The organism is Methanobacterium veterum, assembly GCF_000745485.1.
In the GTDB taxonomy this organism is placed as follows: Archaea; Methanobacteriota; Methanobacteria; order Methanobacteriales; family Methanobacteriaceae; genus Methanobacterium_D; species Methanobacterium_D veterum.
This window is the reverse complement of the sequence record NZ_JQJK01000016.1, coordinates 17,745-43,531: the sequence shown is the minus strand read 5'-3', so window position 1 is coordinate 43,531 and position 25,787 is coordinate 17,745. Positions and strand designations below refer to the sequence as shown.

At 34.4% G+C, this 25,787-nt stretch carries 33 protein-coding genes and 1 pseudogene; 9 read left to right on the top strand and 25 right to left on the bottom strand.

The features are described from left to right. Positions 1-16 precede the first annotated feature (16 nt). From EJ01_RS08870 to EJ01_RS17815, 9 genes and pseudogenes are all read right to left on the bottom strand, one after another. Complete coding sequence (locus tag EJ01_RS08870) at positions 17-883, bottom strand: AAA family ATPase (protein ID WP_048081711.1); 867 nt, start codon at positions 881-883, stop codon at positions 17-19. 121 nt (positions 884-1,004) lie between these two features. Next, positions 1,005-1,646, bottom strand: a complete 642-nt coding sequence (locus tag EJ01_RS08865) for a DUF2284 domain-containing protein (protein WP_048081710.1) — start codon at positions 1,644-1,646, stop codon at positions 1,005-1,007. Between the two features lie 40 nt (positions 1,647-1,686). After that, positions 1,687-2,361: an alpha/beta fold hydrolase gene (locus EJ01_RS16500; protein ID WP_052376013.1), complete on the bottom strand. Its 675-nt coding sequence runs from the start codon at positions 2,359-2,361 to the stop codon at positions 1,687-1,689. Positions 2,362-2,458: 97 nt separating this feature from the next. Continuing rightward, on the bottom strand, positions 2,459-3,934 hold the full coding sequence (locus tag EJ01_RS08855; RefSeq protein WP_048081709.1) for a condensation domain-containing protein: 1,476 nt from the start codon (positions 3,932-3,934) through the stop codon (positions 2,459-2,461). Between the two features lie 12 nt (positions 3,935-3,946). Then, on the bottom strand, positions 3,947-4,684 hold the full coding sequence (locus tag EJ01_RS16495; protein ID WP_052376011.1) for an alpha/beta fold hydrolase: 738 nt from the start codon (positions 4,682-4,684) through the stop codon (positions 3,947-3,949). An 84-nt stretch (positions 4,685-4,768) separates the two neighbouring features. Further along, a pseudogene (locus EJ01_RS08845) lies at positions 4,769-5,263 on the bottom strand (tetrahydromethanopterin S-methyltransferase subunit A); the annotation flags it as partial. Positions 5,264-5,608: 345 nt separating this feature from the next. Then, entirely contained in the window at positions 5,609-6,286 is a 678-nt protein-coding gene (locus EJ01_RS08840) for a TetR/AcrR family transcriptional regulator (RefSeq protein ID WP_048081707.1), read from the bottom strand. A 151-nt stretch (positions 6,287-6,437) separates the two neighbouring features. After that, complete coding sequence (locus EJ01_RS17820) at positions 6,438-6,722, bottom strand: hypothetical protein (RefSeq protein ID WP_245611182.1); 285 nt, start codon at positions 6,720-6,722, stop codon at positions 6,438-6,440. Further along, complete coding sequence (locus EJ01_RS17815; protein WP_245611181.1) at positions 6,723-7,079, bottom strand: TetR/AcrR family transcriptional regulator; 357 nt, start codon at positions 7,077-7,079, stop codon at positions 6,723-6,725. It abuts the gene before it with no gap. Positions 7,080-7,562: 483 nt separating this feature from the next. Between EJ01_RS17815 and mtrA the strand changes: the two genes are divergently transcribed. Continuing rightward, a complete protein-coding gene (gene mtrA, locus EJ01_RS08830; RefSeq protein ID WP_048081706.1) occupies positions 7,563-8,108 on the top strand; it encodes a tetrahydromethanopterin S-methyltransferase subunit A in 546 nt (181 codons plus the stop codon). 111 nt (positions 8,109-8,219) lie between these two features. On the opposite strand, the gene EJ01_RS08825 is transcribed toward mtrA, so the two are convergent. The 16 genes from EJ01_RS08825 to hpt form a co-directional block, all read right to left on the bottom strand. Beyond that, the gene (locus tag EJ01_RS08825; protein WP_048081705.1) at positions 8,220-9,422 is read right to left on the bottom strand and encodes a TIGR00375 family protein; all 1,203 of its coding nucleotides are present in this window, start codon (positions 9,420-9,422) and stop codon (positions 8,220-8,222) included. A gap of 54 nt (positions 9,423-9,476) precedes the next feature. After that, positions 9,477-10,244, bottom strand: coding sequence for a proteasome assembly chaperone family protein (locus EJ01_RS08820; protein ID WP_048081704.1), 768 nt, complete (start codon positions 10,242-10,244; stop codon positions 9,477-9,479). 4 nt (positions 10,245-10,248) lie between these two features. Further along, a complete protein-coding gene (locus EJ01_RS08815) occupies positions 10,249-10,422 on the bottom strand; it encodes an RNA-protein complex protein Nop10 (protein ID WP_048081703.1) in 174 nt (57 codons plus the stop codon). Positions 10,423-10,459: 37 nt separating this feature from the next. After that, positions 10,460-11,239 carry a translation initiation factor IF-2 subunit alpha gene (locus EJ01_RS08810; RefSeq protein WP_048081702.1) on the bottom strand — a complete coding sequence of 260 codons (780 nt, stop codon included), beginning with the start codon at positions 11,237-11,239 and terminating at the stop codon, positions 10,460-10,462. Between the two features lie 36 nt (positions 11,240-11,275). Continuing rightward, the gene (locus EJ01_RS08805; protein WP_048081701.1) at positions 11,276-11,461 is read right to left on the bottom strand and encodes a 30S ribosomal protein S27e; all 186 of its coding nucleotides are present in this window, start codon (positions 11,459-11,461) and stop codon (positions 11,276-11,278) included. Positions 11,462-11,469: 8 nt separating this feature from the next. After that, positions 11,470-11,748: a 50S ribosomal protein L44e gene (locus EJ01_RS08800; protein WP_048081700.1), complete on the bottom strand. Its 279-nt coding sequence runs from the start codon at positions 11,746-11,748 to the stop codon at positions 11,470-11,472. Between the two features lie 385 nt (positions 11,749-12,133). Further along, positions 12,134-13,003 (bottom strand): DNA replication complex subunit Gins51, encoded by an 870-nt coding sequence (locus tag EJ01_RS08795; protein ID WP_048081699.1) that lies wholly within the window; start codon positions 13,001-13,003, stop codon positions 12,134-12,136. Positions 13,004-13,408: 405 nt separating this feature from the next. Next, the gene (gene pcn, locus EJ01_RS08790) at positions 13,409-14,143 is read right to left on the bottom strand and encodes a proliferating cell nuclear antigen (pcna) (RefSeq protein WP_048081698.1); all 735 of its coding nucleotides are present in this window, start codon (positions 14,141-14,143) and stop codon (positions 13,409-13,411) included. A 73-nt stretch (positions 14,144-14,216) separates the two neighbouring features. Further along, the gene (locus EJ01_RS08785) at positions 14,217-14,828 is read right to left on the bottom strand and encodes a hypothetical protein (RefSeq protein ID WP_048081697.1); all 612 of its coding nucleotides are present in this window, start codon (positions 14,826-14,828) and stop codon (positions 14,217-14,219) included. A 78-nt stretch (positions 14,829-14,906) separates the two neighbouring features. Then, positions 14,907-15,221 (bottom strand): transcription factor S, encoded by a 315-nt coding sequence (locus EJ01_RS08780; protein WP_048081696.1) that lies wholly within the window; start codon positions 15,219-15,221, stop codon positions 14,907-14,909. A gap of 229 nt (positions 15,222-15,450) precedes the next feature. Continuing rightward, on the bottom strand, positions 15,451-15,837 hold the full coding sequence (locus EJ01_RS08775) for an NUDIX domain-containing protein (RefSeq protein ID WP_245611180.1): 387 nt from the start codon (positions 15,835-15,837) through the stop codon (positions 15,451-15,453). Between the two features lie 55 nt (positions 15,838-15,892). After that, the gene (locus EJ01_RS08770) at positions 15,893-16,489 is read right to left on the bottom strand and encodes an endonuclease dU (protein WP_048081694.1); all 597 of its coding nucleotides are present in this window, start codon (positions 16,487-16,489) and stop codon (positions 15,893-15,895) included. Positions 16,490-16,495: 6 nt separating this feature from the next. Further along, positions 16,496-16,762: a DNA-directed RNA polymerase subunit L gene (locus EJ01_RS08765; protein WP_048081693.1), complete on the bottom strand. Its 267-nt coding sequence runs from the start codon at positions 16,760-16,762 to the stop codon at positions 16,496-16,498. Positions 16,763-17,039: 277 nt separating this feature from the next. Continuing rightward, positions 17,040-17,606 (bottom strand): exosome complex RNA-binding protein Csl4, encoded by a 567-nt coding sequence (locus tag EJ01_RS08760; protein WP_048081692.1) that lies wholly within the window; start codon positions 17,604-17,606, stop codon positions 17,040-17,042. Between the two features lie 131 nt (positions 17,607-17,737). Continuing rightward, positions 17,738-18,730, bottom strand: a complete 993-nt coding sequence (gene dph2, locus EJ01_RS08755) for a diphthamide biosynthesis enzyme Dph2 (RefSeq protein WP_048081691.1) — start codon at positions 18,728-18,730, stop codon at positions 17,738-17,740. A 14-nt stretch (positions 18,731-18,744) separates the two neighbouring features. After that, entirely contained in the window at positions 18,745-19,311 is a 567-nt protein-coding gene (hpt, locus tag EJ01_RS08750) for a hypoxanthine/guanine phosphoribosyltransferase (RefSeq protein ID WP_048081690.1), read from the bottom strand. 249 nt (positions 19,312-19,560) lie between these two features. Between hpt and EJ01_RS08745 the strand changes: the two genes are divergently transcribed. From EJ01_RS08745 to EJ01_RS08710, 8 genes are all read left to right on the top strand, one after another. Next, a complete protein-coding gene (locus EJ01_RS08745) occupies positions 19,561-20,892 on the top strand; it encodes a signal recognition particle protein Srp54 (RefSeq protein WP_048081689.1) in 1,332 nt (443 codons plus the stop codon). Between the two features lie 178 nt (positions 20,893-21,070). Further along, on the top strand, positions 21,071-22,297 hold the full coding sequence (locus EJ01_RS08740) for a tRNA pseudouridine(54/55) synthase Pus10 (RefSeq protein WP_048081688.1): 1,227 nt from the start codon (positions 21,071-21,073) through the stop codon (positions 22,295-22,297). A 482-nt stretch (positions 22,298-22,779) separates the two neighbouring features. Continuing rightward, the gene (locus EJ01_RS08735) at positions 22,780-23,073 is read left to right on the top strand and encodes a 50S ribosomal protein L21e (protein WP_048081687.1); all 294 of its coding nucleotides are present in this window, start codon (positions 22,780-22,782) and stop codon (positions 23,071-23,073) included. A 5-nt stretch (positions 23,074-23,078) separates the two neighbouring features. Further along, positions 23,079-23,408 carry an RNA polymerase Rpb4 family protein gene (locus EJ01_RS08730; RefSeq protein ID WP_048081686.1) on the top strand — a complete coding sequence of 110 codons (330 nt, stop codon included), beginning with the start codon at positions 23,079-23,081 and terminating at the stop codon, positions 23,406-23,408. Positions 23,409-23,563: 155 nt separating this feature from the next. Continuing rightward, positions 23,564-24,142: a DUF655 domain-containing protein gene (locus EJ01_RS08725; RefSeq protein ID WP_048081685.1), complete on the top strand. Its 579-nt coding sequence runs from the start codon at positions 23,564-23,566 to the stop codon at positions 24,140-24,142. Positions 24,143-24,211: 69 nt separating this feature from the next. After that, positions 24,212-25,039, top strand: coding sequence for a 16S rRNA (adenine(1518)-N(6)/adenine(1519)-N(6))-dimethyltransferase RsmA (gene rsmA / locus EJ01_RS08720; protein ID WP_048081684.1), 828 nt, complete (start codon positions 24,212-24,214; stop codon positions 25,037-25,039). Positions 25,040-25,098: 59 nt separating this feature from the next. Next, complete coding sequence (locus EJ01_RS08715; RefSeq protein ID WP_048081683.1) at positions 25,099-25,452, top strand: hypothetical protein; 354 nt, start codon at positions 25,099-25,101, stop codon at positions 25,450-25,452. Further along, on the top strand, positions 25,449-25,778 hold the full coding sequence (locus tag EJ01_RS08710) for a carboxymuconolactone decarboxylase family protein (protein WP_048081682.1): 330 nt from the start codon (positions 25,449-25,451) through the stop codon (positions 25,776-25,778). The genes EJ01_RS08715 and EJ01_RS08710 overlap by 4 nt, the downstream gene beginning before the upstream one ends. Positions 25,779-25,787 lie beyond the last annotated feature (9 nt).

Sequence of the window (25,787 nt, the reverse complement as noted above, 5' to 3'; positions counted from 1 at the left end):
AATCAGCCGAAGTAGTTTAATCCAGCTTAAAGGATTCTATCACTTTATTTTTATCTTCTTCATTCTTTATGACAACATTAATGGTTTTTTTAAATGATTCATCATCTAAGTCATCTTTACCGAAAATAAGTAAACTATTAATCCAGTCTACAGTTGCCCTGATTGATGGCACTTTAATTAAACTAAGTTTGCGTATTTTCTGCATAGCCCTTACAACACTCTTTATCAGATTTAAAGAAGCATCAGGCACGTGAGATTTAACTATTTCCACTTCCCTTTCAAAAGTGGGGTAATCAATATATAAATATAAACAGCGGTCCTTTGTCTCGTCAAGGAGCTGTCTCTGAGAATTTGAAGTCATGATAACAAGTAAATCGTTCTTAAGGTCAAATGTTCCCAGATCATTGACTGTGATCTGTTTTTCTCCAAGTGCTTGAAGCAGGAAACTTTCTACTTCTTCATCTGCTTTATCAATTTCATCTATGAGTATAACTGAAGGTTTTTCATTCATAAATGCTGATAAAAGCGGCCTTTTTATAAAAAATTCTTCGCTGAAGACATCTTGTTCTGTTTTATCCGGTGCGGTTTTATTTATCTTGGACATTTCCAGATGCAGGAGTTGTTTTTGATAATTCCATTCCCCAACGATCTGTTCAAATGTTATGCCTTCATAACACTGTACTCTAAAAAAATCCCTTTCAAACGCTCTAGAAACTGCTTTAGAGAGCTCAGTCTTACCAGTCCCAGGAGGACCTTCAATTAATATTGGCTTTTTAAGGGATAATGCTAAAAACATCACAGTAACTATATTATCATCAGGAATGTAACCATTTTGAGTTAAAATTTCCTCTACGTAATTTGTATCTAAACTGATCTCGCTCATGAAATCACCATTCTTTCCATTCTGTCTACTAATACTATTTATACTCATCTTACTAACTTCTGCTGATGAATTTCATAATTTCTAAGTTTCTGTCTCCAGCTGCCATGTTAAATTTTATTCATTAATCTACGAGCAATATTGCCATTGGAGTTGGAGTACTATCTGGATCAAATTTTAGGTTCATTTCTGCATTTTTAGCTGTTTTTAATAGATTGATACCCATAGCTTCTGCAGAAAAACGCGATATTACAGGGTTTCTACATATCCCTTCTTTTACGTTACATTTTTCGCAAAGCATGCATCTTCCAGCAAAAAACACAGTGGCAAAGGTATACCCCAAACTGAAAGCAGCACTTTCCAGGTCCAACAAGTCCAGTAAAGATTTTTTGTAATAGTCCGCAAAATCAGACCATACACTCGATAACATTTTATCTGCATCTTCATATTGGTCCCTTAACCTAACCGGCTCTTCCTTATTCTTTTCCAATTTATATTTTGCTGTGACTTCATCAGGTATTTCCTGAGGCTTAATCTTGACAACCATGGCAAAGCTATATTCCCCCACCATCTTTCTGAACTCATCTATATCTGGCGTGTAAGGTGGGCATCTTAGGCCCTGACCATAATGAGGACAACCCACCATACATTTAAGACGTACTCTATCTTCTACTACCACTTTGTCTGCTGAAATGATTTTTGCCTCAGGATATCCTTTTTCTAAAACCATTTTTTTCAAATCTTTACATTTATCCATTTTTTCCATTTAACACATCTCATCGTGATTTTTACATCTTAATATTCTGTTAAACTGTTTTTGTTTCAATTTCTTTCATAAACTCCAAAGAATGTTTAATGAGTAATTCTGGCTTTAATGCTGCAAAATAATGTCCTTCATCAACAAGAACAAGTTTCACATCACTAATTCCTAGTGCGAGTTCTTCAGTTAACTCCATAGGTGCCAACTGATCCTTTGTGCCATTTATTATAAGTGTAGATGCTTTAATTTTACCTAAATAGTCTCTGCCATTGAAATCTGCCATAGCTTTTAACTGCCTGAGAAATGATTCAGGGTTAGGTGGGTACTTCTGTATAAATACTATTCCTGTTTTTCGAAGTAGTTTTTCTCTTAAATCCATATTTTCGAGTGAAACATCCAGAATAGATTTATACATGTCTGGAAAACCAGCTGCTGCCACATTTAAGATTAAACTTTTAACCCGCTCAGGATGCTTTGCAGCCATTACAATCGCGATGCGTGATCCCATAGAAATCCCCAAAACATGAGCACTCTTTATACCAATTTCATCAATAAGACTAATTGTATCCTCCGCCATCATCTCAATGGAATAATGTTCATCTGGCATATCTGTCCTGCCTGTGCCCCGGTTATCAAAGAAGATTAATTTATAATCTTTATCCAGACTATCCATGTAATCAACAAAAGTGGAGATCTCTCCACCCATTCCCCAAATTATCAATAAGGGTTCTCCATCGCCATGTACCCGCAATACATATTTATATCATTCACTTTTACAGTTGGCATGTTTTTAAACCTCTATTAATTTATACTATATTCTATACAATTGCCTTTTCACTTGCTTTATCCAGAAAACCCAGATATTCCAGAGCCCTGTTACGGATCTGAATCATTTCACCAGTCATGATATTTCCTCTATCCTTTGGCTCAGGATAGCTAAGAGAGAACACCATTTTATTACTAATACTAAGCCCTCCAAGATTTAGAGGAACAGAATCACTTATTACCGGGAAGAAGATCATTTTATCAATTTGAAGATCCCCATAGGTCTCAGGTATGTCAAGTGGCCCCAAATTTGAAGGAATTGAACCTGGAACCATGCTCCTGGACCTTTTTGCAAATGAGAAAGTAATGTTCTTTTCATCTTGAAAATACATCTTCAAATTCTCCGTTTTAGTGTATGCTTCAGGAACAACTTCCTTAAGAAGTGCAAAAGAAGATAATGCATCCATAAATGTAGGATGAGAATCTGGAGTTTCCATGGTGTGAGAGTCTAATTTTGAGACTCTTTTATGGATTTCTTTATGTAAAACTGCCGCATTCTCCCAGAATGGTTTTTTTGCATTGTATGTATATGAAAACCGAGGTGCTCCAATACAAAGACCGAAAACATCACCAATTGGAGTAGTTGCGTGTCTCCTCATGTCAAAAGGGACCCATAACTGTTTCTGGTTTTTAACGAATGGACCGACAATATATTCGTGAGCTGCTATAAAAGCAGCTATTACTGCAGAGCCAACTGAAATACCCTTATTTCTGCACTGTTTTAAGAGAAATTTTGTTTCTGGAGGTTCAAGCTCAAGAAGAACTGTGTTAAAGACATATTTTTCCCAATATGCGTTCTGTACAGCAACTGCATCTTTATGGTCAAAATAATATGGATTTTTCTCCCACTTCCTGTTAGCATTGCCCATAATAAGTTTCATCATGACTGACTGCAGCGAAAACCCTCCTTTTGGAAGAAAATCCCTAATATCCACAGAATTGGTTACTTTAATTTCCTGCTCTGGATTTGTGTAAATATCAAGCAGATCACGAATTAAATATACCAGTGACATTCCATCGCAGATGCTGTGGTTGCATATAACTACCAGATCTGATACTGTTTCAGAATGCACCAATATAAACCGGATCAATGGCCCTGTTTCTGGATTAAAAGGTATTTGAATTTCACACTGCAGCTCTTCAAGCCATTGTGTATCTGAAACTCTGTTTACAGTTTTAAAGAAAGGTTTACAAACATTATCGATTGAAAACCACGCGTTATAATCATCATCAAACACGATCTTTGCACCAGCAAGTGGATGCATCTGCAAAACTATATTTAATGCACTGAGCAGTTTTTCTTCTGAAACATTTCCTTTAATTCTTGCTACCATCGATACGTCGCTGTAAGGGCTCCATAAATACATTCGTTCTAAATTTGAAAGTTTACGAATATATCTTGAAGTGTTTATAACGTAATTTTTTTGTCCCGCCACGCCATTGTTTTTATCATCATTTATTGCAGGCATGATATTCCTCCATTAATATTTCAAATCCATTTCTTCCAGAAACACAATAGCAGGCTTAATTAATAATTCCGACTTTGTCATTGGGAATAAATGATCTCCATCTACAAGAATCACTTTTGCATGAGGTATTACCTCTGCTAGTTCTTCAGTAGATTCTATCGGGATAAACCGGTCTTTTGTAGCATTAATAATAAGAGTAGGTGCTTTAATTTGGCCAATCAAATCTCTACCGTCAAATTTCATATTCGCTTCAAGCTGTCTTGATAAAGATCCTTCAGTTGGAGGATATTTCTGCATAAATAGAGGGTGCATTTGATTAGTTTTCCCTTCTTCCACTTTTTGCGGCTTTAAAAAAGGCATCATTGCATTTTTCAATGCGTCAGAGAACCGAGGAGTAGCCAAATATAATACCATACTATTTACTCGTTCCGGGTATTTTGCAGCGATTACCTGCAGTATACATGCCCCCATAGAGCCTCCCATAAAATGGGCTTTTTCTATTTTAAGTTTATCCATGAGCCTAACTGTATCTTCAGCCATCATTTCAATAGAATAATGTGCATCCGGTTTGTCAGTCCTTCCAGTGCCACGATTATCAAATATAATTACCCCGTATTTTTTAGCAAGTTTTGCTGTAAACAAGCCTGCAGAAGAGATTTCTGTTCCAAGACCCGGTATAAAGATTAAAGGTTCTCCTTCGCCTTGAATCTCATAATACATGTTTATATCATTTACTTTTGCTATTGGCATAAAATTTCTCCACTATTCGACACATTCAGCTACCTGTGCATCTTCAATTGCAATATTTGAGTCCTTAAGTTTTCCAAGTAGAGGAATAACTGAAGTTTCTTCCTCATATGCCCCCGCATCGTTGACCAAACATCCTTCAATTTTTGACTGGATGGTTACAGGATCTTCCACGTCCACCAGGTCAACTATTTCCAGCTGATCCCTGAATCTCTGAACCCCTTCGTTAGTCATATTGTCAAGAATTGGTATTGCTCCTGGTGAACCAACTACTTTCATATCCTTGTCTACACCATTTTCATGCAGAGCCTTGATAGTCTGACCAGTTATATGCCCCTGAACTTCAGTACCACAAACCACCAGAAACCTTATGTTGGGATTGGAAACAGTATTTGTAATGACCTTTTCAATACCTAAATTTTCAGTATGTAATGGTCCAGATATAGCAGCTCCTGCTGCAACAGGCATATCTTCCAGATGTGATCCTAAAGTGACTACTGCTACAGCACTTTCAGGATCACCAGTTATATATTCCCCAGACATTACAGGCCAGTTTTCTGCTGGCGTTTTTTTATTTGACATGTAATTTAACCTCCTTTAGATGGAAAATGCTAATTCCATCGGCTGTTTTCAAATTTTTTTACCCTGGAGATCTCGTGGCTTTCCACCTGTCATTTTATAACAGGTTGTTATTTTTTAACACAGTGTTATTTTATAACATAGTGTTAGTGCAATATAAATGTTTGGGTAAAACTTACACGGAAAAAATAAAAAATCGAAATTTAAACGACTAAAAACATTGAATATACCATTTTAAGCTGTTAAAACTAGAAAAAAATAAATATATTTTTCAAAATGTAAATAGCAGCCAAAAAACTAAAATTTAAGACAAAAAACTAATTTATAAATTCAATAACACTCTTAGCGTTAATTCATAAGTAATCTGCTTACAAAGTGCATTAAAAGCGCTTCAAATTGGTATTCAGTTATTTCTCTATCTTTAAGTTCTTCTCCTAAAGATGGAGGAAGTTTTATAATACTCTCTATTGTAGCTAAAATCAAACTCGTTGCATAAAAAGAATCTATATCTTGACGAATTCCCTCTCTCTTTACCCCATCTATATCCGAAAGAATGCTTCCTTTTCTTATTCCGTCTTTAATATTTATGTGTACAAAATCAAAAATGTCCCTTTGCAGTTTAAGTATCTCAGTTACATCTTTATATGCACGATCCCTTAAACCAGTTAAATCAAACCTTCCAGATTGGAAAAAAGTATATACTTGAAGATATTGAGGATATGCCTGGAAAAACGTGTAATATGACCTTCCTACCGTGTTTATTTTTTGACGGTCAACTGCCTTCCTTACATTATCTTTGATCATCACGTTTAACATTCTAACCCCTCGTAAAATAACCGCAAAGCATAATGCTTCCTTATTTTCAAAATAAAGATAAATTGTGGCCCTGTTCAATTCAACCTCACCTGCAATATCGTTCATTGAAACATTATCATAGCCCTTTTCAAAAAACAGCTTTTCAGCAGCATCAATAATAGACTGCCTTCTCTGCTCTTTCTCTCTTTTTTTCCTATCTGAAATTGCCATTGTTTCACCCAGGCCAAATAATTTAAAATAAAACTATTGTGTAACCTTTAGTCATTTTAATATAAAAAATTTAGTTAATGCATGTAATTTCATTTTCCAATAGCTGCAACTATTATCTACACAGTTTAATCAATTAAATTATCTACACAGTTTAATCAATTAAAGAACGATTTGTAATTGCAGGGTCTAAAAAACGCTGTAAATCTTCCCAGAATTTGCCTGGATGTATTCCTCTACCTTCCAATATAAGTTTAAAACCTATATCAATATTTAAAGCACTCATACTCATAACATTAATATAAATAGACATTTCTACAGGATCTATGTCCTTTCGAATGGTTCCATCCTTCATTCCCTGAAGAATAGCTTCAACCATGAGTCTCCATATTCCAGTTGTCAGATCTACAAGTTCTTTTGCATCTTCGTTATCACTCATCTAGAACCGTTCTGTTCTTGCATAACGGTAAATACGGAAATAATCCGGATAATCCTTAGAAAATTCAAAAAGACTTTGAATCATAGATTTTATTTTAGTATAACCATCAACATCAATATTATAACAGTTTACATACTGTTCATGCAGTATCCTAACTCCCCTAAGATCAACAGCAAAAAACAGTGCTTCCTTATTCTTGAAGTAATAGTACAGCAGTGCTTTGTTAACCTCAGCTTCATCTGCTATTTCATCCATTGTAACATTATCGTAACCTCTCTCAAAGAAAAGCTTTTCTGCAGCGTCTATGAGTCCATTGCGCCTCTGTTCTCTTTCTCGTTGTTTTCTGGAAATAGCCATTATTATTCACCATACAAACGTATATCTGTAATTGCAAGTTCTTTACTATTTTAAAATTAGTTTAAGAATATAATAAAGGTTCGGTCTTACAAATTTAATGCTGAGCTTCGAATGCCCTTATATGAGGGATAAACATTATTACAACCCACATATCCAAATATGTTAAAGTTAGAACTATAATTTAGATTTTTAAAATTTTTTTCTATTGAATGATTTGTGTCATATTAATTTTAATCAAAAGTTTTATATAATGTTAACTACAAGTTAAAATTTAACTGATAGTTAAAAATTAACTACTGGTTAAAGAATCATTAAAAAAAATTGTAGCTAAACCTTAAAAAATCTGATTTTTGAGGGAGACTTTCTGACCGTCAAAAATCTATGATTTTTTTGGGTCCATAAAATCAAAAGATTTTACTGGACCGTCGAAAATTTACAATTTTCGGGTCCGCAAAATTTTAAATTTGCAGGAGATGGAAAAGTATGGTAAACAAAAAACCCACTGCTGAAGGATGGCCACAAATAGTCGGTGATTATACCGTTGGAGATGAAGAAAGTGCTGTGGCAGTAGTTACCCTCGGGTCCCATATGGGAAATGAACCTACCGAAGCAGGAGCATCAATATCAGGATCTTTGCATACTGAAAATCTGGGTATTGAAAAGGTTATTGGTAACGTTGTTTCCAATCCTAACATAAGATTCCTTGTGGTTTGCGGTGCAGAGGTCCAGGGACATATTACTGGTCAAACTATTAAAGCTCTGCATGAAAATGGTGTAGATGCAAAAAAAAGGATAGTAGGTGCTGAAGGGGCGATACCCTACCTTGAAAACGTCACTGAAGATGCAGTCCAGAGATTTAGAGATCAAATCGAAATAGTTGACCTGGTGGACACAGAAAACGCTGCCTCCATTCACTCCAAAATTGAAGGGTGTTTAATCCATGATGCAGGAGCATGCGAAGAAGAGACAGTAGTTATCCCCCTGCCTGAAAAACAAAAAGATTCCAGTTTAACAGTTGAAAACACCTAAAAATTTTTTACTTTAAATTTATTTATCAAATCTATACATGCCGCTGATCAAACTGGCAGTTATTACTTAAAAAAGAGAATAATATCAAAAAAAAGGTTTAAATTAATAAATTCAGTCTAAAATAATTTGCCCGTAATGTCCACCGGAACCCGACTGAATATTCAAGGTATTTTCTCTAAATGACTTTATAACCTCTGCCAGTTTTGGTTCAGTTCTTGCAATCTTATCAAGAGGTGCATAAATCAGGACTTCTATTTCACTTCCAAATGTCTGCACCATTTCCTTCCATATTTTCTGAACATAAACTGTAGTGATTCCTTTTCCATGGACAAGGCTTATTATCTCAGCCAAGGGGAGGATATGAGTATATTGCGGCCTAAATTCTGGATGGTGCGGCTCTTTCCATTTTGCAATGTCACCTATCCTGTCTTTAACACCTTTTTTTATAAGTCCTCCGCAGGGGCACCTCATTTTAAGTTCTTGTGCTTTTTCAATTGGAATTGTGTCATAGCACCTTACACAGCCAGTTTCATGGTATTTACCAAGCCTTGGATCAAATCCATAATTACCTACAACTTTCTTTGCATGGACAGCGTCTTTAAACGCATTAAATGTCATTTCTTTAATTTCAATTTCATTAAATTCCCTTCCAAGCCTGTGGGGCCACGGCGAATGCGCATCTGAATTTGAAATAAATGGAATATCCTGAAGTTCTTCTATTCTATCGGCCATATCCGTATCTGCAGAAAGTCCAAGCTCTAAAAAATCAGGAGTATCATTATAACAGTCATATATACTGTCAAATTCCTTGTAAATACTTGTCCAGGGAGTAAATGCATGGGCAGGGCCTATTAATCCGTTATGATCTTTAATTAAATCCATTAATTCTGCCCCATTCATATTAACTCTAGGCCTACCTTCTTTATCTATATTTTTAGATGGTAATTCTTCCCTTATCTGGTAAGCAGCTTCAATTGAAGGTAAAATAAGCAGTTGGTGGACTCTATTACGGTCTTCAACTTCAGCTGTTAAAATAAATTTACATTTAGCCGTGCCGGTTTCAGGATGATCCACACTATTTATTAAACGCGTCTGTGAATCATCTCCACATTCTTTAACTGAATATATTCCAGTTTTTGAAGGTTGTGTACTATCTTCTATGATTTTAAGCCATTCAGGATGAAATGCATCGCCAGTACCAACTAAGTCCAGACCTTTAAGTTTAGATTGAGATGCAATTGTGCTTATAACCATGCTTTTTGAAGTTGCCATAGAATAAAGACTGTGAATGTGTAGATCTGCATTAATAATCATATCAATCACAAATTAAATTAAAATAAATAGTAATCGGGTTTAAAAATAATATAATTACCCGATGTATCTTAAATCTTCTTCACCAGGAGCTATATGCATTCTTTCAGCCATTTCTCGCTCCATTTGCTGAGCTTTAGATATCATCTTACGAGTTTCTTCTGCTCTTTCCTCTAATTTAGCGATATCTATTTCCATATTCAGTATATCAAGTAAAACTGTTAAAACTGCTTTAGAAGCGTCAGCATCTATGAAATATCCAGGTGTTTCACCCATAAGGCATACTCCATTAATACCTCTAAGCATTCCCATTCCTAAAAGAAGGCCTGATGCCCCGATTATACCGCCATCTGCGGATCTTAGAGTTACATTATGTTCTTTTAACATTTCTGCAAGTTCTAATGTAGTAGCTGCACCTAAAACTTTTGATTTTTCAATAGGTTGACCTGTTCCCAGACCGCCGAGGGTGAACATCTGTTTAACCCCATATTTTTCTATCAAATCAAGTATAATTCCACATACTTCGTGTTGACCTTCAGGACTTAAACCCTGGGTATTTCCAACAAGAATAATATAATCCTGTCCATCCTGGCCTTTAAGTGCATAAAACTCATTTTTCATTGGTTCAATAAGTCCTTCCTCACTTACAAAGACTTGTGGAGGGAATGATGGTGAGTATAACTCTGCAAATTTTTTTGCGTCGAGTTCGTGAATTATATGTTCTGCAACTAATTTACCAACGTGACCGATTCCAGGAAGTGCCTCTATGAATATGGGTTCTGTAAGGTCCACTTCTTCCATCATCTTCACATAAGTTTTATTCATCTAATCACTCCTTTTTATTAAGCAGTTGTTTTTTAAGCATTCTCCTGTACTTCCCATATTTGTCTTCAGGAGAATACTTAGGAGGATATACCACTCCAACTTCACCTTCACAGTAAGGACATTTGTCTTTAAGTGTATATTCCCCGCAGGATTTACACTTTTTCATTTTCATTTTCATTAAAAGACCTGTAGCATACTATTTATGGAGCATATTCCTATTCTAATTCACGCTGGAATTCGCCTTCCCCGCCTTCCTCAACAACAAGTTCAATACACTGCTGTGCTGCATCTTTCATTAAGTTTTCTGCTGTAAGGTAATCAGAAGATTTGACTATTAACCTATATCTTGGAGCTCCAACACATTGGACTGAAATGTTATCAGCCTCAACAGATCCAAGTGCATTCTTTATTATATCAACACCATTCGGTGCATAGGATTTTAAATTAATGTATCCAGTTATCTGAACTTCAGGAGGAGATATATTCTTTTTAGCAACTTCAGTTATAGTTGTTGCCCATTCCCCATCTATTCCTCTATCTTTAAGTGCACTTTCGCCTTCTTCCGCGGCTGTTTCAAATGCTTCATAAAGATCACCGAATTCATCTATGATAGCATATCCAATTTCATCATATGCAGTATCAAGATCTTTTCCTATTGATTTTGCAGATATTTCGAGCAGTTTTTCAGCTTTTTGCTCGATTTTCCACTGCTGAATTTTCCTTGTCCTTTGATCTTCCCTTATCCTTTTCATGGAAACGTCGACATGGCCTTTTTTAGGGTTTACCCTTAAGACTCTTGCAACGATTTTCTGATTTTCACGGACATAATCCCTGATATTTTTTACCCATCCAGAAGATACTTCAGAAATATGAATAAAAGCTTCCTTTCCTTCATATTCTTCAAGAGAAGCAAATGCACCATAGTTTAAAACTTTGTGCACTGTTCCTACTATTAAATCTCCTTCGCTAGGCCATTCTCTTTTCATTCTTACCATTAAAACACCTGATTTTGGATTAGCCCTTAACTTCACTTAATCAAGGACTTCAATAATCTGAGCTACTATTTCAGATTTTCCGCCTTTTGGTTTCACCAGTGTTTTCCCACATATGATACACTGGACGTTTGATGCTGCGTGATCAAATACAGTCTGCTGATTTCCGCAGTCCAAACATTTGACTTTTAAAAAGTTACTTTTTTGAGTTCCTGCAATTGCCATGAGATCACCTAGCTTACAAACTCCACTTTTCCTGCTCTAAATGAGTTTCTTTTAATGTGTGCTTTTCCACATTCTTTACATTTGTATCTTAAATCCAGTTTTTTGACTGGTTTGTTTCCAGATGGAAGTGGCCTTGGATAACCTCTGTACCCGCTTGTGACCCTTCTGAACTGACGTTGCCCCCATTTAAGCTCGCTTGCTTTCCTTTTTTTGGATTGGAATACTTCGTGAAGGGTATGTTTTTTACAGCTTGGACAGTAAGTTCTTCTTTCTTTTGGAATTTTCATTATAATCACCTCTATTTATAAAAATAAACCATATATTTATGATTAAAAATATAGTTACATTAAACTCCTAAAAAAACCTTTAAAACCAGCGGTTTTCAAAATCGAGGATTTTGAAACCTGAGAAATACAGTTTCCTAAGGTTTTTTGGCTTGAAAATATCATGATTTTCAAAGTTCAATCGATATTAGCATTATTTATTCTTAATAGTTTATTTATATGTTTGGATTAATTCCATCAATTTCTGCAAAAATTAGATAATATGTATTACAATTGGTAACCATATCTTTATAAATAGACTAGCTACAATGCCATAATCCTGTTAGTGAAGACATTCTTATGTATTTTTAATAGATATAGCTTCTAAATAATATTATATGCCTGGCACTCATCTATAAGCTATTTTTTTGTATTTTTCAATAAATTTCCCTTTATTATTCTTTATGAGTATCATTGCATTTGGTTCAGGCATCGTAATTATATCCTGAGGAGATAAAGGGCCGTAAACTTTTTTATCAATACCCATAATAGAAGGAAGTTCTTCAAGAACCATTAGTGTTTTAACTGGATCCTTTTGATCAGCTGCCTTTGAAATTCCTTTCTCAAGACTTTCAAAGTCTATTTCAGGTCCGATATCAGGTTCTAATTCCGGTTCTATAGGAGGTTCTATATCTGGTGCTTCAAATCCAGGACTCGCATATGCCTGAAAACTTTCAATATCCTGTTCAATTCCAGCAGGTGCCGCTTTTTTAACTTTGCTTGTGCTTAGATTTTCATTAGCTAACGGCACAGATGGCTCAGGCGTATCTGGTGCTTTAGGTTTTAACTCCGGTTTTGCCTTTTTAGCTTTAAATTTAGCTAAAGGAGATTTCATCCCTTGCCTGTATTTTGAAAGTGATTTTACGAGAGAATAATAAAGATCTTCTTCCTCGGGGGTTAAGTTTGCAGGGGGAATAGCAGGAGAATTTATATCTGATTTTTCAGATTTTTCATCGAATATTCTATAGGTGCGATGCACATTCATCAATGCACTGCTTGTTATTTTATATTCTCGCCTTTCACAGATTTCTGCTGCAATTCTTCTCGCATCTCTAAGGAGATATGATTCAAAAGAAAAAGGATTATTCCCTATTTTCATTATCAACTTATCTAGATAGTTGTGAACATCTTTATAGAAGTTATCTCCAACATCAGCTAACCCACTTGTACTACGTTCTTTTTTTTGGATTTCCCTCAATCTCTGGAAAAACTCATCCAACCTTATTCCTCGCTTTTATAGTGAATGACCTAATACTTTAGGTTAATTACTTATAAAGTAATTTGTTTATATGCTTTAAACCTTCAAAAATTTTGGGGTTCCAAACACATCGTGTTTGAGAACTTTCGAAAATCTACGATTTTGCGGTTCAGGAAATTCATCCTGAGTTTCCTTCAACCTGCAAAAATTCGTAGCCTTCAAAAACCGTATGTTTTTGATGCCGTAGGAAACTACGTTTCCTCGGCCCCGAAAACAAGTTTTCGAGGGGATTTTTGAGAGATTTCCTCAATTTGTCAGATGTAAATTTTGATCAAGTTACTGTCAAAATTAAGCGTTTAAAAAGTTACGTCATTCACTATAGATTACTGTATCTGTGTTTAGTCAATTAATTTTTTGTATTTACTTCTATTCTTCACTTTCTATACGTGGAGCTAAAAGAAAACTGAGCTCTCCTTCATCTGTAGCCATTTTTAAGGAAAGATTAAGAGGCATATCATTTCCAAGTTTTAAAACAATTGCATCTGAAAATTTATCTGCTTTTAGCATCTCTTTAATTTTCTCAAGTGAAAAAATGGATTTTGATTTTGTATCTATCTTTTCCCCGTGAAGATACTCGATTTTTGCATCCCCAAATTCACCTTCAGCTTCTGCAGTGAATTTATCTTCATCAACCATAAGTGCAATCTTATCTGAGACTATTTCAATATCCTGAATAGAGTTTTTAAGAAGACTGAATGGAATCTCAAATTCAGTTGGGTACTCAAGGTCTGGTGGACTTGGTGCTTCATATTCAATATCTATAAGTCTTATTTTAAATCTACGTCTTGCATCCCCTTCAAATATAAGAATAAGATTTCCTTCATCTACTGAAAGTTCAACAATATCACTGCTTTTTGCTCTTTTTAAGACTTTCATGAGCTCTTCTGTGTCTACATTTATTTTTAAAGGCTCGTCGATAGTAAATTCGTCGAATAGTTGTGGTTTAAGTTCAAGGTGTACGAATGTGATATGTGATCTATCCAGTGCATCCAATCTTAGACCTTCACTATCTGCCTGCATCTGTACTTCATCTACAATAGAAGATATAGCATCAAAACTGGTTTTTAAGATGTTCGAATCGCTCAGAACCGCTTTAAACATTTTTATCCTCCTTCGATTTAAGACTTTCTGTTATCCTATTATTTTATTAGTTCTATTTATATTATACCTTTTATTATTCTTTTTCAGTTGAATTAGAAGACGTTCCATTGTGTGACTCGATTTCTTTATTTATTCCTTTAAAAAAAGATTTGTCGAGAAATCTACGGACTAAAATCCCTCCCATTAAAAGAGCACCTGCTAAGATTAAAAATGCTGAAAACGATGAAACATCCTCAAATTGTACATTATCTGCTACTCTCTCAGGAGATCCAACAGATCCCATCATCAAAGAAATACCGGCATATATCAGTAAAGCACCTGCAACAATTCCTATTAATAATACAAGGTTGCTCTTTCTAGATTTAAGATTTTTCCATTTATCCGAACTTATGAAATCCCCCAGCATTGGAAATGCATGAGGATCATGTTCTTTGTCCTGATCTTTTGAAACTTCATTTTTTTGTTCTTCAGAGCCTTTAGGAGTTTTATCTTCTAAATTTCCAGCCTTTTTATCTTTTCTTTCAGATTTACGGGTTGGAAACATAGAGTCCATCTTTTTTAAGAAATCTTCCCTGGACTTAGAAGTGGTGGATTCTTCCTCCACTTTATTATTAGAATTCATGGAAATTGCAGAATTTTCTTCCGCTTTCCCCTTAGAATTCTCTTTTTCTGAATTTTCTTTCATAAAATAACCCCTTCACTATTGTGTAAGGTCTTATATTTTTTCTAAAACTCATCAATTGATGAGCGACAATTGATTTACTTAATCATATTCCCGCCAGGTCTGTCCACATTTAGTGCATCTTAAAAACCTTGTTTCAGATTCATCAGCCCTTCTGGTCTGCTGAAGCCACCAGTAGGCTACTTTATTGCCGCACTTTGGACAAATTGCACGAGTAGTTGGTAATGTCTTTACATCATCACCTTTAACTATTATATTATCCTTAGATGATACTTTTTCAGAGACCTCATACTCGTTTTTTTGTTCTTTGGTTATTTCCCGTTCATACCCGCATTTACATTTAAAGCAGTTATCCTTAGGAAACATGACAGTTCCACATTTTGGACAAAATTCCATTTTAGTCCTCCTTATCAGTTTGATAATTTTTAGATAAATAAATTTTTTAGTTAGATATATTTGTGAGTTTAATCTGTAACTTATCTACAAAATTATTATAATTGTGATTAAAAAAAATAGTTTCTCAACACTTATAAACTTTATCCGAGTTTAAAATCATTAATAAGAATTATTTTGTGGTCTTTTAAAAATCGGACTACAATATTCCTATACTGAAATAGGTTTGTATCTATGTTTTACTTCTATTTAATAACTTAAACGCATCTTTTAAGATGACATCATGGTCAAATGCAAGTTTAAGTTTCAAAATCTCATCTTTTTTAAAATACTGTGCAATGGAAGCATCAGTATCTGCTTTTAAATTTCCACCTATTTTCCTCATAAGGTAGCATACTGTAACGGTATGTCCCCTCGGATCTCTTTCAGGATCTGAGTAAACTCCTACAAGCTCTATTATATCCACTTCAAGGCCAGTTTCTTCTTTAACTTCTCTAACAACTGCCGATTCTACTGTTTCACCCCATTCAACAAATCCGCCAGGTAACGCCCACGAACCTTTATATGGATCGTATTTTCGTTTGATCAAAACTATGGAATCATCTTCACATAGTATCACGGCGTCAACAGTTAAGTAAGGAGATTTTATTTAATCACGACCTTAAAATTAATTTTTATGCGCTTCCTTTGGATTCACCAGTTACAACTCCTGCCCCTATAAGATGAGCTGCCCTTATAGGCTCAGGTATAGCGCTTCTTGTTGTAGCAATACCAACTATTTCCTCAGCGTCTTCAAGATCAATGCCATATATCTGGATATACAAAGGCTCTTTATTTTCTATTTTATAGACTGTTCCTGCTTCCTGTATTAATTTCCATCTTTCTTTGCAGTCTTCAAATCTCATTAAAGCCTTCTTAATCTTCTCAAAATTTGGAAACTTTCTCATTATGACAATGATGGGAATACCAGTTTCATCAAAGATTTCCTTTATATTTACAACGTTGAATCCGCCAAAAGTAATTCCATCAAGCATGATGACTCCAATTTGATCTTTATGCCTGGAGTCATTTACCATTTTGATGATTTTTGCAGTTGAATCTGTACCATCCCCCTTGATGTAAGTCCTTAATACTCCATCAAGCCATGTTCCTCCCCGGAAGATGGTGCCAATTAACATGACGTTGTTTTTTGTATGAGGAGGGAAAGGAGCATCGTCAACTCCCAAAATACGTATTTCTCTTTTAATTATCCTAAATTTTTTATTTTTCATTAAAGATTATTCCTCTAAAGAGGCTTCTAAAATACTTTTGAACTCATCACTTCTTTTTTGAAGCGTTTTTGCAGCTTTTTCAAGAGATTTTCTTGGGTTTTTACCTTTAATGTACAAATTTGGCTCTCCTACAATAGGGTGAGCTATAACATATGCTGCAGATTCAACGTTTTTATCTTCCATCAAAGCTCTTCTGAGTGCGTTACATAATGAATGGGTTTCGCCTGTAATTTCAATTTCCAGTTCGTTTTTAGTATCTTTTATAATCTTCATTTTAATCCCTCATAACCTTAACAAAATCTATTCATTTATACCCCAATTACTAATAACTCTAAACATTTACAAAATAAAAATATACTATGTATAATACTGTTATTAATTAGTTCATTAGTAATTCATAGTATGAAATCTTTATATTAAATTTTAGATTATATACTTTTCGACATTACAGTTAATTTTAAATGTTTCACTTAACTCATTTATAGAAAATTCATTCAAAACAAGTACAATTAAAATCTAAAAATATATAAAATAAAAAAAATGAAGGATTTCAACCCTTATAGTGTGCAGAGAGTTTTCTTCTTTCTTTTCTTCCGCAGTTTAAGCATACGACTTCGTTATCTGTCTTTACCATGTAATGCCTGCATTTGGTACACATGGCCTTTAGAACTCCAAGTTCTTCATTTGCAGTTGTAAGATCTACATTATCCAGACCTATGACTTTTGTAACTTTAGCTTCTACTATGTCCCCAATCCTGAAAGCTTCAGTTAATTTGGATAAATATCCTTTCTGGGCCTGTGAGATATGTATCCCCCCAACAAAAGAGGTTGTAAGTTCCCTATCAATACCTTTAATTTTTTCTATTTTTACTGAAGCTCTCTGGCCTCTAACTTCAGTTATTTGCCCAACTATAGTTTTACCAACTTCCACAGGAGCCGGAGTGCCAGTTTTTGGAATTATAGATATTTTTTTATTTTTCTCATCGATTGCGACTTTTCCAACTACCAATGATTTGATTTCTCCATCTTCTTCATATGTCCATTCAGATGGAACAAATTCTTCAGTGACCCCCAATACGTCACCAGGTAATACAAAGTCTCCAGATTTAGCTTTCATTAGTTCACCTCAACTAAAATAAGTAAAACTTTCTTAATTTTTCCTTTATTTTTTATACAATTATCATTAAAAGTTTTGAAATTATTGATCATTTTTATAATTATCTTATGTTGTTACATTCTTTATATTATTTATACATGTTCAATTTCATCTATTTTGTAATCTTCCCATTCCCTTTTATTTAGAACTATTTCAAGTTCTTTAGGTGTTAAAAGCGGCTTTTTATACATACTTGCATCATCTATAGCTACTCTTGGACATGCAGTTACAACAAACGCGTCCAGGTCCATATAAGGGATTAAAAGATCTGGTGAAACATTATCCAGCATTATTATAAATGCTTCCCTTTTTTCTTTATCTATCATCTTCTTTAAACTTTTTGCAAGGTCAAACCTGAACTGGCCCCTTTTTGATGAAACAATAATCCCAAACTTCTGGGCATCGCTCGCCTTTGTTATCTTTGCAAACCTTATTCTCAGTATCCTATCTCTAAATTCATCTATTGTTCTTACTTCATTCATGTAAGGGTCTGCAATAAAAACTGGCTTTTCTGTAAAGAGTGTGATTCCAAGGGCATGGAAATTACCGCTTCCAATAAACAAAAATGCATCTGCATCCACATCTTTAATAGCAGAGAAATTACAGCCAAGAACCTGGCCTTTTCTTGTCCCTGCACCTTCTTTCATTACCACTTCCTTGCCGCTGCCAGCTAAAAAATCGCCGATTTGGCTTATAAGTGGCAAATGCTGGATAGTAGTTACGACACCTATTTTTTTATAATTTTCAAGAAATGGAAGACTTTTTTTAAGCACATTATCTATCTCTATCTTAGAATATGCCTCAATAAATAAAACAGGTACTTTATACTCAATTGGAAATTCTATATGGCCGAAATGTACAATTAAATCCACTAAATTTTCCATATGAGTATCTGAAACATCACATGCACCATAACAGGGATCACCAGATATTATAACCACTGCATCAGTCTCATTTTCTATTTTCTCTGCAACACGGACTGCATGAATTTTAAGCCCTTCTGGAAATTGAATGCCAACTGCCTTTGCATTCATTTCATTTATCTTTTGAACAACTTCATCCAGTCTAAAATCGTAATTAAGCATTTTATCTACTCAGTTTAAAGTATACTATCCTCTATTACAACTTTACCCCCATTAACATCCACTTTAACAAGAGTTTTAACGTCGTAACCTGTCTCTTTTTTAACCCTTTCTTTTCCATTTCCTTTTTCCACAACAGCGATTACATCCGCAATTTCCGCCCCTGCACTTTTAAGAGCATTTAAAACTGCAACCATAGTCCCGCCTGTGCTCAATACATCATCTACAACCAAAATTCTATCTCCTTTTCTAAGTCCATTTATGTAAAGCTCACATTCACTGTAGCCTGTAACCTGATGGACTGCAACTTCTTCTTCCAAGCCATAACACCTTTTTCTAACAACCACAAATGGAATGTTTGTTTCAAGGGAAAGTGCAGTTGCAATATGAATACCCATTGCTTCCATACACACGATTTTATCAACTTCTAGATCTGCAACTTTGATAATTGCATTTGAAACTTCTTTTAAAAGATCTGGTTCAACAAGCATTATACCGTCAGTTATTGGATGTACAAAATAATTATATTCACCTTTTTTTACTATAGGTGATTCTTCAAGGGTTTTTTTAAGTTTATCAAACATTTTATCACCGAGACATACAAATATCATTATTAAAACACGTAAAATTTAATATTTCATATCTAATTCTATTGTCAATAATATATACAAAGATATTTTTATAACGTAAGGTATATTTAATAATGTATTTTACTATTCTTAACATTAATTTAAAAATACTCAGAGTATAAATTGACCTGTACAATACTATCAAATAGAATTAAAAAATAATCACAAAAATTTGAGAATTATAAAAATTATACGAGGCAGATCATGTTAGGCAACTTAGGTAAAAACTTAACCAAAACCATGAAAAAATTAGCAGGTATGCCCATAATCGATGAAGAAGTGGTAAAAGAAGTTGTAAAAGATATTCAAAGGGCACTTATTCAATCAGATGTTAACATTAAGCTTGTTTTTAAACTTTCAAAAACCATAGAAGAGAGGGCACTAAAAGAAGAGCCCCCTAAAGGAATTACACCAAGAGAGTATATTATAACTATTGTTTACGAAGAACTGGTGAACCTGGTAGGCAGCAAAGCAGAAGAAGTGGAAGTTAATGCTAAACCATACAGAATAATGTTTGTAGGGCTTCAGGGAAGCGGTAAAACAACCACCATTGGAAAACTTACGAGGTACCTGCAGAAGAAAGGTTTCCGTCCTGCAATTGTAAGTACAGATACATGGAGGCCTGCAGCATATGAACAGCTGCGTCAGCTGACTGAAAGCATGGACGTGCCGCTGTATGGGGATCCAGAAAATAAAGACGCGCTTGACCTTGCAAAAAAAGGTATTGAACAGTTTAAAAAGAACGATATTGTAATTATAGATACCGCAGGGCGCCATAAAGAGGAACAGGATCTTCTTAATGAGATGGAACAGCTGTCTGCAATCGTAAATCCTAACGAAGTTATGCTTGTTATAGACGGGACAATAGGTCAGCAAGCACGGGAACAAGCCCTTGCATTTAATAAAGCTACAGATGTAGGTTCCATAGTTATCACAAAATTAGATGGTTCTGCAAAAGGTGGTGGGGCACTATCTGCAGTATCTGAGATTGGAGCACCTATAAAATTCATCGGAACTGGAGAACGGATCGACGACTTTGAAGCATTTGACCCTGAAAGATTCATATCACGGCTCCTTGGAATGGGAGATATTAAAACACTCCTTGAGAAGGCAGAAGAAATTGCCGAAGAAGATATCGATGTGGATACAATGGATGCCATGTTAAGCGGTAAATTCACCCTTAAGGATATGTATTCACAGTTTGAAATGATGAATAAAATGGGGCCAATGCAGCAGGTTATGAATATGATCCCTGGAATGGGAAATAAACTCCCAAAAAATGCTTCTCAGGTAACAGAAGAAAAGTTAACCAAATATAAAATTATGATGGACTCCATGACCGAGCACGAACTCACACACCCTGAAGTTATAAAACAGTCCCGTGTAAAACGAATAGCAAGGGGTTCAGGTATGAAAAATGAAGATGTTAAAGAACTTCTTAAATATTACAACGTTACCAAAAAAGCAATGAAAGGCTTTGGAAAACGAAAAATGGGCGGGCCTTTAGGGCAGATGATGAGACAGATGATGCGCTAACCATATTCTTTTTTTAATTAAACACTTCACTTAATTTAACTTATTTACAGTGAATAACCACATATTTTGACTACATAAAAAATTTGTTTAGGACTTACATGAAGATTTAATTTCAACTCAAAATTAAGCGTTTAAAAAATTACGTTATTCATTATAATTAATTTGACTGGATGAGACAATGGAATCACAAATTACAGGAAAAGCACTTAAAATTATGGAAATTGCAGAGGGAAACTTATGCGATCACTGTTTAGGCAGGACGTTCTCCAAAACTGTGGAAGGACCAGATAATAAATACCGGGGAGAATACGTGAGACATGCCCTAAATGAAACCGGTGTTGATGCCTCCACTGCTGATTCATGTTACATATGCTGCAATATATTTGATGATGTTGAAAACAGAATTATTGATAAAATAATAACCAAAATAAACCGAGAAAATATTGAATTTTCAACATTCCTTGTGGGATGTCGTGTCTCACCCGAGATCCTCAGTAAAGAAGAAGAAATCCATAAAAATATGGAACTTGATGTAGAAAACATTAAAAAAGAGATTAATAGAGAAATCGGCAAAAAATTATATTTCACCTTCAATAAGGAGGTAGAATTTGATAATCCCAATATAGTCATAATGGTAGATTTTGTAAATGACAATATAGATATCCAGATAAATCCAATCTTTATAGAGGGGCGCTACAGAAAGCTTGTACGTGGAATTCCCCAAACTAAATGGCCATGTGGAAAATGCAGAGGTAAAGGATGCCCAAGCTGTAATTACACAGGAAAACAGTACCCTGAAACTGTTGAAGAGTTAATTTCACCGGAAGCCATAAAATTAGCTTGCGGAAGTGAGTCTAAATTCCACGGCGCAGGTCGAGAAGATATAGACGTTAAAATGCTTGGAAATGGACGGCCATTTGTGCTTGAAATTAAAGAGCCAAAGATAAGAAATTTAGATCTTGAAACTCTGGAAGAAAAAATCAACACATTTGCAGGTGGAAAGGTAGAAGTTCAGGATTTAAAGTTTGTGGGAAAAGATAGAAAAGGTACAATCAAATGCTCATCTACAGATACTTATAAAGTTTACAGCGCAATTGTAGAGCTTGAAAATGATATTAATGAGGATAAATTAAACTTATTAAGTTCAATGGAAATTATAAAGCAGCGCACTCCAATAAGAGTATCTCACCGACGTGCAGATAAGATAAGAACTAGAACCGTGAGAAATATAACTACCAAACCACTAGCCGCCAATAAATTTGAAATGATAGTAGAATGTGAAGGTGGTTTATACATCAAAGAGCTCATATCTGGCGATGAAGGCAGATCAAAACCCAGTATATCCGAAATTTTGGGAGTTAATGCCAGATGCATCCAGTTAGATGTATTAGAAGTAAATATTTAATAAATTCAGCATAATATTTATTATAGAACTGAGTTTTGAGGTTAATATTTAAAAGTGTACTGACAGATATATTCATAAGGTTTAAATTTAATAAAATTTAAAATAGACAAGTTTAGTATAAATAGTGTTTTAACAATATTACATAAGTAGAGAATATGCCAATTATGATCTACATATTTGAAATCTGATTTCACTTAACGAATTTTTCTAAAGAATTCTTTGAATCAGCCAGAATTGTATAATATGGCACTAACATATTCTAAATTTCAGTTTAATAACTATGATAATTACGGAGGTGACGGAAATCTCTCAAAAATTCCCTCAAAAAATCGAAGATTTTTTGGGGCATCAAAAATCAATAGGTTTTTGAAAGCTTCGAATTTTTGAATGTGCAAAAACGTAGTTTTTGCAGCATTGATTTCCTGAACCCCAAAATTAAAATTTAAAAAAAATAATAATTTAAAATTTTGGAGGTTTATAGAATGGTAACCAGATCTAGAGGTTTAAGAAGCAAAACACGTTATAAACTTAAAAAGGACTTAAGAGTAAGTAGGGCAAATTTAATAACTAAAAAAATACAGACTTTCGATGAAAGTGATTTAGTCCACATAATAATTGATCCTAGTGTTCAAAAAGGTCAGCCACACCCTCGTTTCCACGGTAAAACCGGTAAAATAGCCGAAAAAAGAGGTAGGGCATACATAGTAGAAATAAACGACGGTAATAAGGCTAAAAAATTAATAATAAGACCAGAACACCTTAAAATGCAAGAGTGATATTGATGATTGGGAAAAAAGTTATCGATACTGACCCTATCACAATTGCAGAAGTTAAAGAGATGCTTGGAGAGCTTTCAGAGCGTTATGAGCTTACATATGAGCAAAATCTTGCTCTGGACCATGTAACAAAATTTTCAAAGTTAGACGAAGAATCAGCAAAGAAACTTGTTGAAGAACTCTCAGAAATAATCAAAAAAACTCAAGCTATTAAGGTAGCAGATATTATGCCTGAAGATCTAGCAGATTTAAGGTTAATATTTGCTAAAGAAAGGGGTTCATTTAAACAAGAGGACATGGAGAAGATATTGGAAATTGTAAATAAGTACAGATAACTATAAGGAATATTAAAGCCAATAATAATATAAACAAATTTTAGAGGATTAATTGAATCTTAATCCAGACAATATCTTAAGATATTAACTAAATATTGAAAATCAAGATGATTTTCAAACTCGAATATTCGAGATAGCATCGGCGATGTGATTAAATGGAAGAATATGCAATTATTTTGGATTATCTTCCTTTAGGTTATGTTAAAGAAGGTATACCATCATATAAAAGAAAACCTGTAGTTCAAGCTATAGGGAAAGAGGAATTTACTCTACTTGAGCTTATCCCAAAGGAAAACACTTCACTGGATATTCACCAGAAAGTTTATATAGGCTCAGGAAAACGCGAACAGATCTCTCGTGTAAACCGACGACTCAGATATGATGACCTCACTGCCACTGCTAAAGTTGAATTAAACTACGTTGTAGAAGAAATCATTAAATCAAAAGAAGATAAATTCATTGAGTTTTTCAACGAAGCAGGATCAATATCAACCAGACTCCATCAACTCGAACTATTACCTGGAATTGGAAAAAAACATATGTGGGATATTATCAAAGCACGACAGGAAAAACCATTTGAAAGCTTTGATGACCTTAAAAAAAGGGTTCCTATGCTTTCAGACCCTGTAAAGCTTCTTTCAAAAAGAGTTCTTATGGAACTTGAAGCTACAGGAGACAAAAAAGGAAAGCGAAAATATGTACTTTTCACCCGATCCACTGCAAAACGAAACTAATTATTTTAAATTAAATATTTTTTTCTAATTTTTTTATAGAACATTACAATCTTACTCAGGTCATATCTAATGTTAGTTAAAGAAACTCTAAAAATACTGAAAGAGAATGATATAAGATTAGATAAGCGAAAAGGTCAGAATTACCTGATTGATTCAAATATACTAAACAAAATCGTTGATTATGCAGATCTGTCTTCTGAAGACACTGTACTTGAAATTGGTGCGGGTATAGGAACGTTAACAATTCCCCTGGCCGAACATGCTAAAAAAGTAATTGCTGTTGAACAGGATCCCAAAATTGCTGCTGTTTTAAATGAGCGTCTTAAAAATCTCAATATCCAAAATGTAGAAGTTATGGTTGCAGATGCTGTAAAAACTGATTTTCCAGGGTTTAATAAAGTTGTATCTAACCTCCCATATAAAATTTCATCTCCCATCACGTTTAAACTTCTTGAATATAACTTTGATTTTGCAGTACTTATGTATCAGCTTGAATTTGCAGAAAGGATGGTTGCAAAACCCGGCGAATCTAATTATTCAAGGTTATCCCTGATGATGCATTTCTGTGGAGATGTTGAAATGCTTTTTGAAGTTTCAAAACACGCATTCTTCCCAAATCCAAAGATATCATCAGCTGTAATCAAACTAATTCCAAAAAACACAGAAATTGATGAATTTTTTACAAAAGTTTCAAGGGCACTTTTCCAGCATAAAAAGAAAAAAGTGAGAAATGCTCTGCTTAACTCATTCCATGAAATTGCAGATGTGGATAAAAAAGAAGCTAAGGAAATAGTTTCAAATTTAGATGAAACTCTTTTGAGCACTAGAGTTGTGAAACTTGAGCCTGATGAAGTTATGGAGATTTCTGGAGAATTGAAAGAAATTTTAGAAAAATAAATACATTTATATCTATCTAATCTAAATTAGGACATGAAAAAGAAGAAAGGATAGATATAATGGATAAGATTATACTATTGGTTTTAGGAAGCTTTCTTATATTAATTGGTGTTATAAATTCTTGGACAACTAACCCCACATTGTCAATATCAATTGGATCTTTTTATGTAGTTTTTTTGTTAGGTATTTTATTTGAAATTAGAGGATATCACAATAAAAATGTTTATTTGACGATTTCAACACTCATTTTAATTTTAGGGTTAATATTAAGCTATATTTATGCATTTAAATTTAATTATATGCAAGATACAAATAAATTCATCTTAGCAGGACTTGTAGTAGGAGGAACCTTTTGCATGACACTTGCAAAAGTTAATTCATGGAAAAAAACTAAAATGGAGATGAAAATATGACCCAGAGCCCATATGAAATATTTATAGAAGAATGTCCAGAAGTTGCAGAACGTTTTAACGATTTGATTAAAGCCCAGCAGTCTTTAGAAGGTTTAGATGCTAAAACAAAGCAGTTAATTAACATAGCCATTCAAACCGCTAATCGGAATATAAAAGGAGTGCAGATGCACGCAATGATGGCCAAAAATGAAGGTGCTACTCGTGAAGAAGTGGTCGGTGCTGTAGTGCTGAATTTACACCATTCAGGATTTGCTTCGGTGCTTGACTGCCTTCCAGCTGCTATCGACGGGTTTGAAGGTAAATTCTTAACATCGAAACGAGTTTGAGGAGTATAA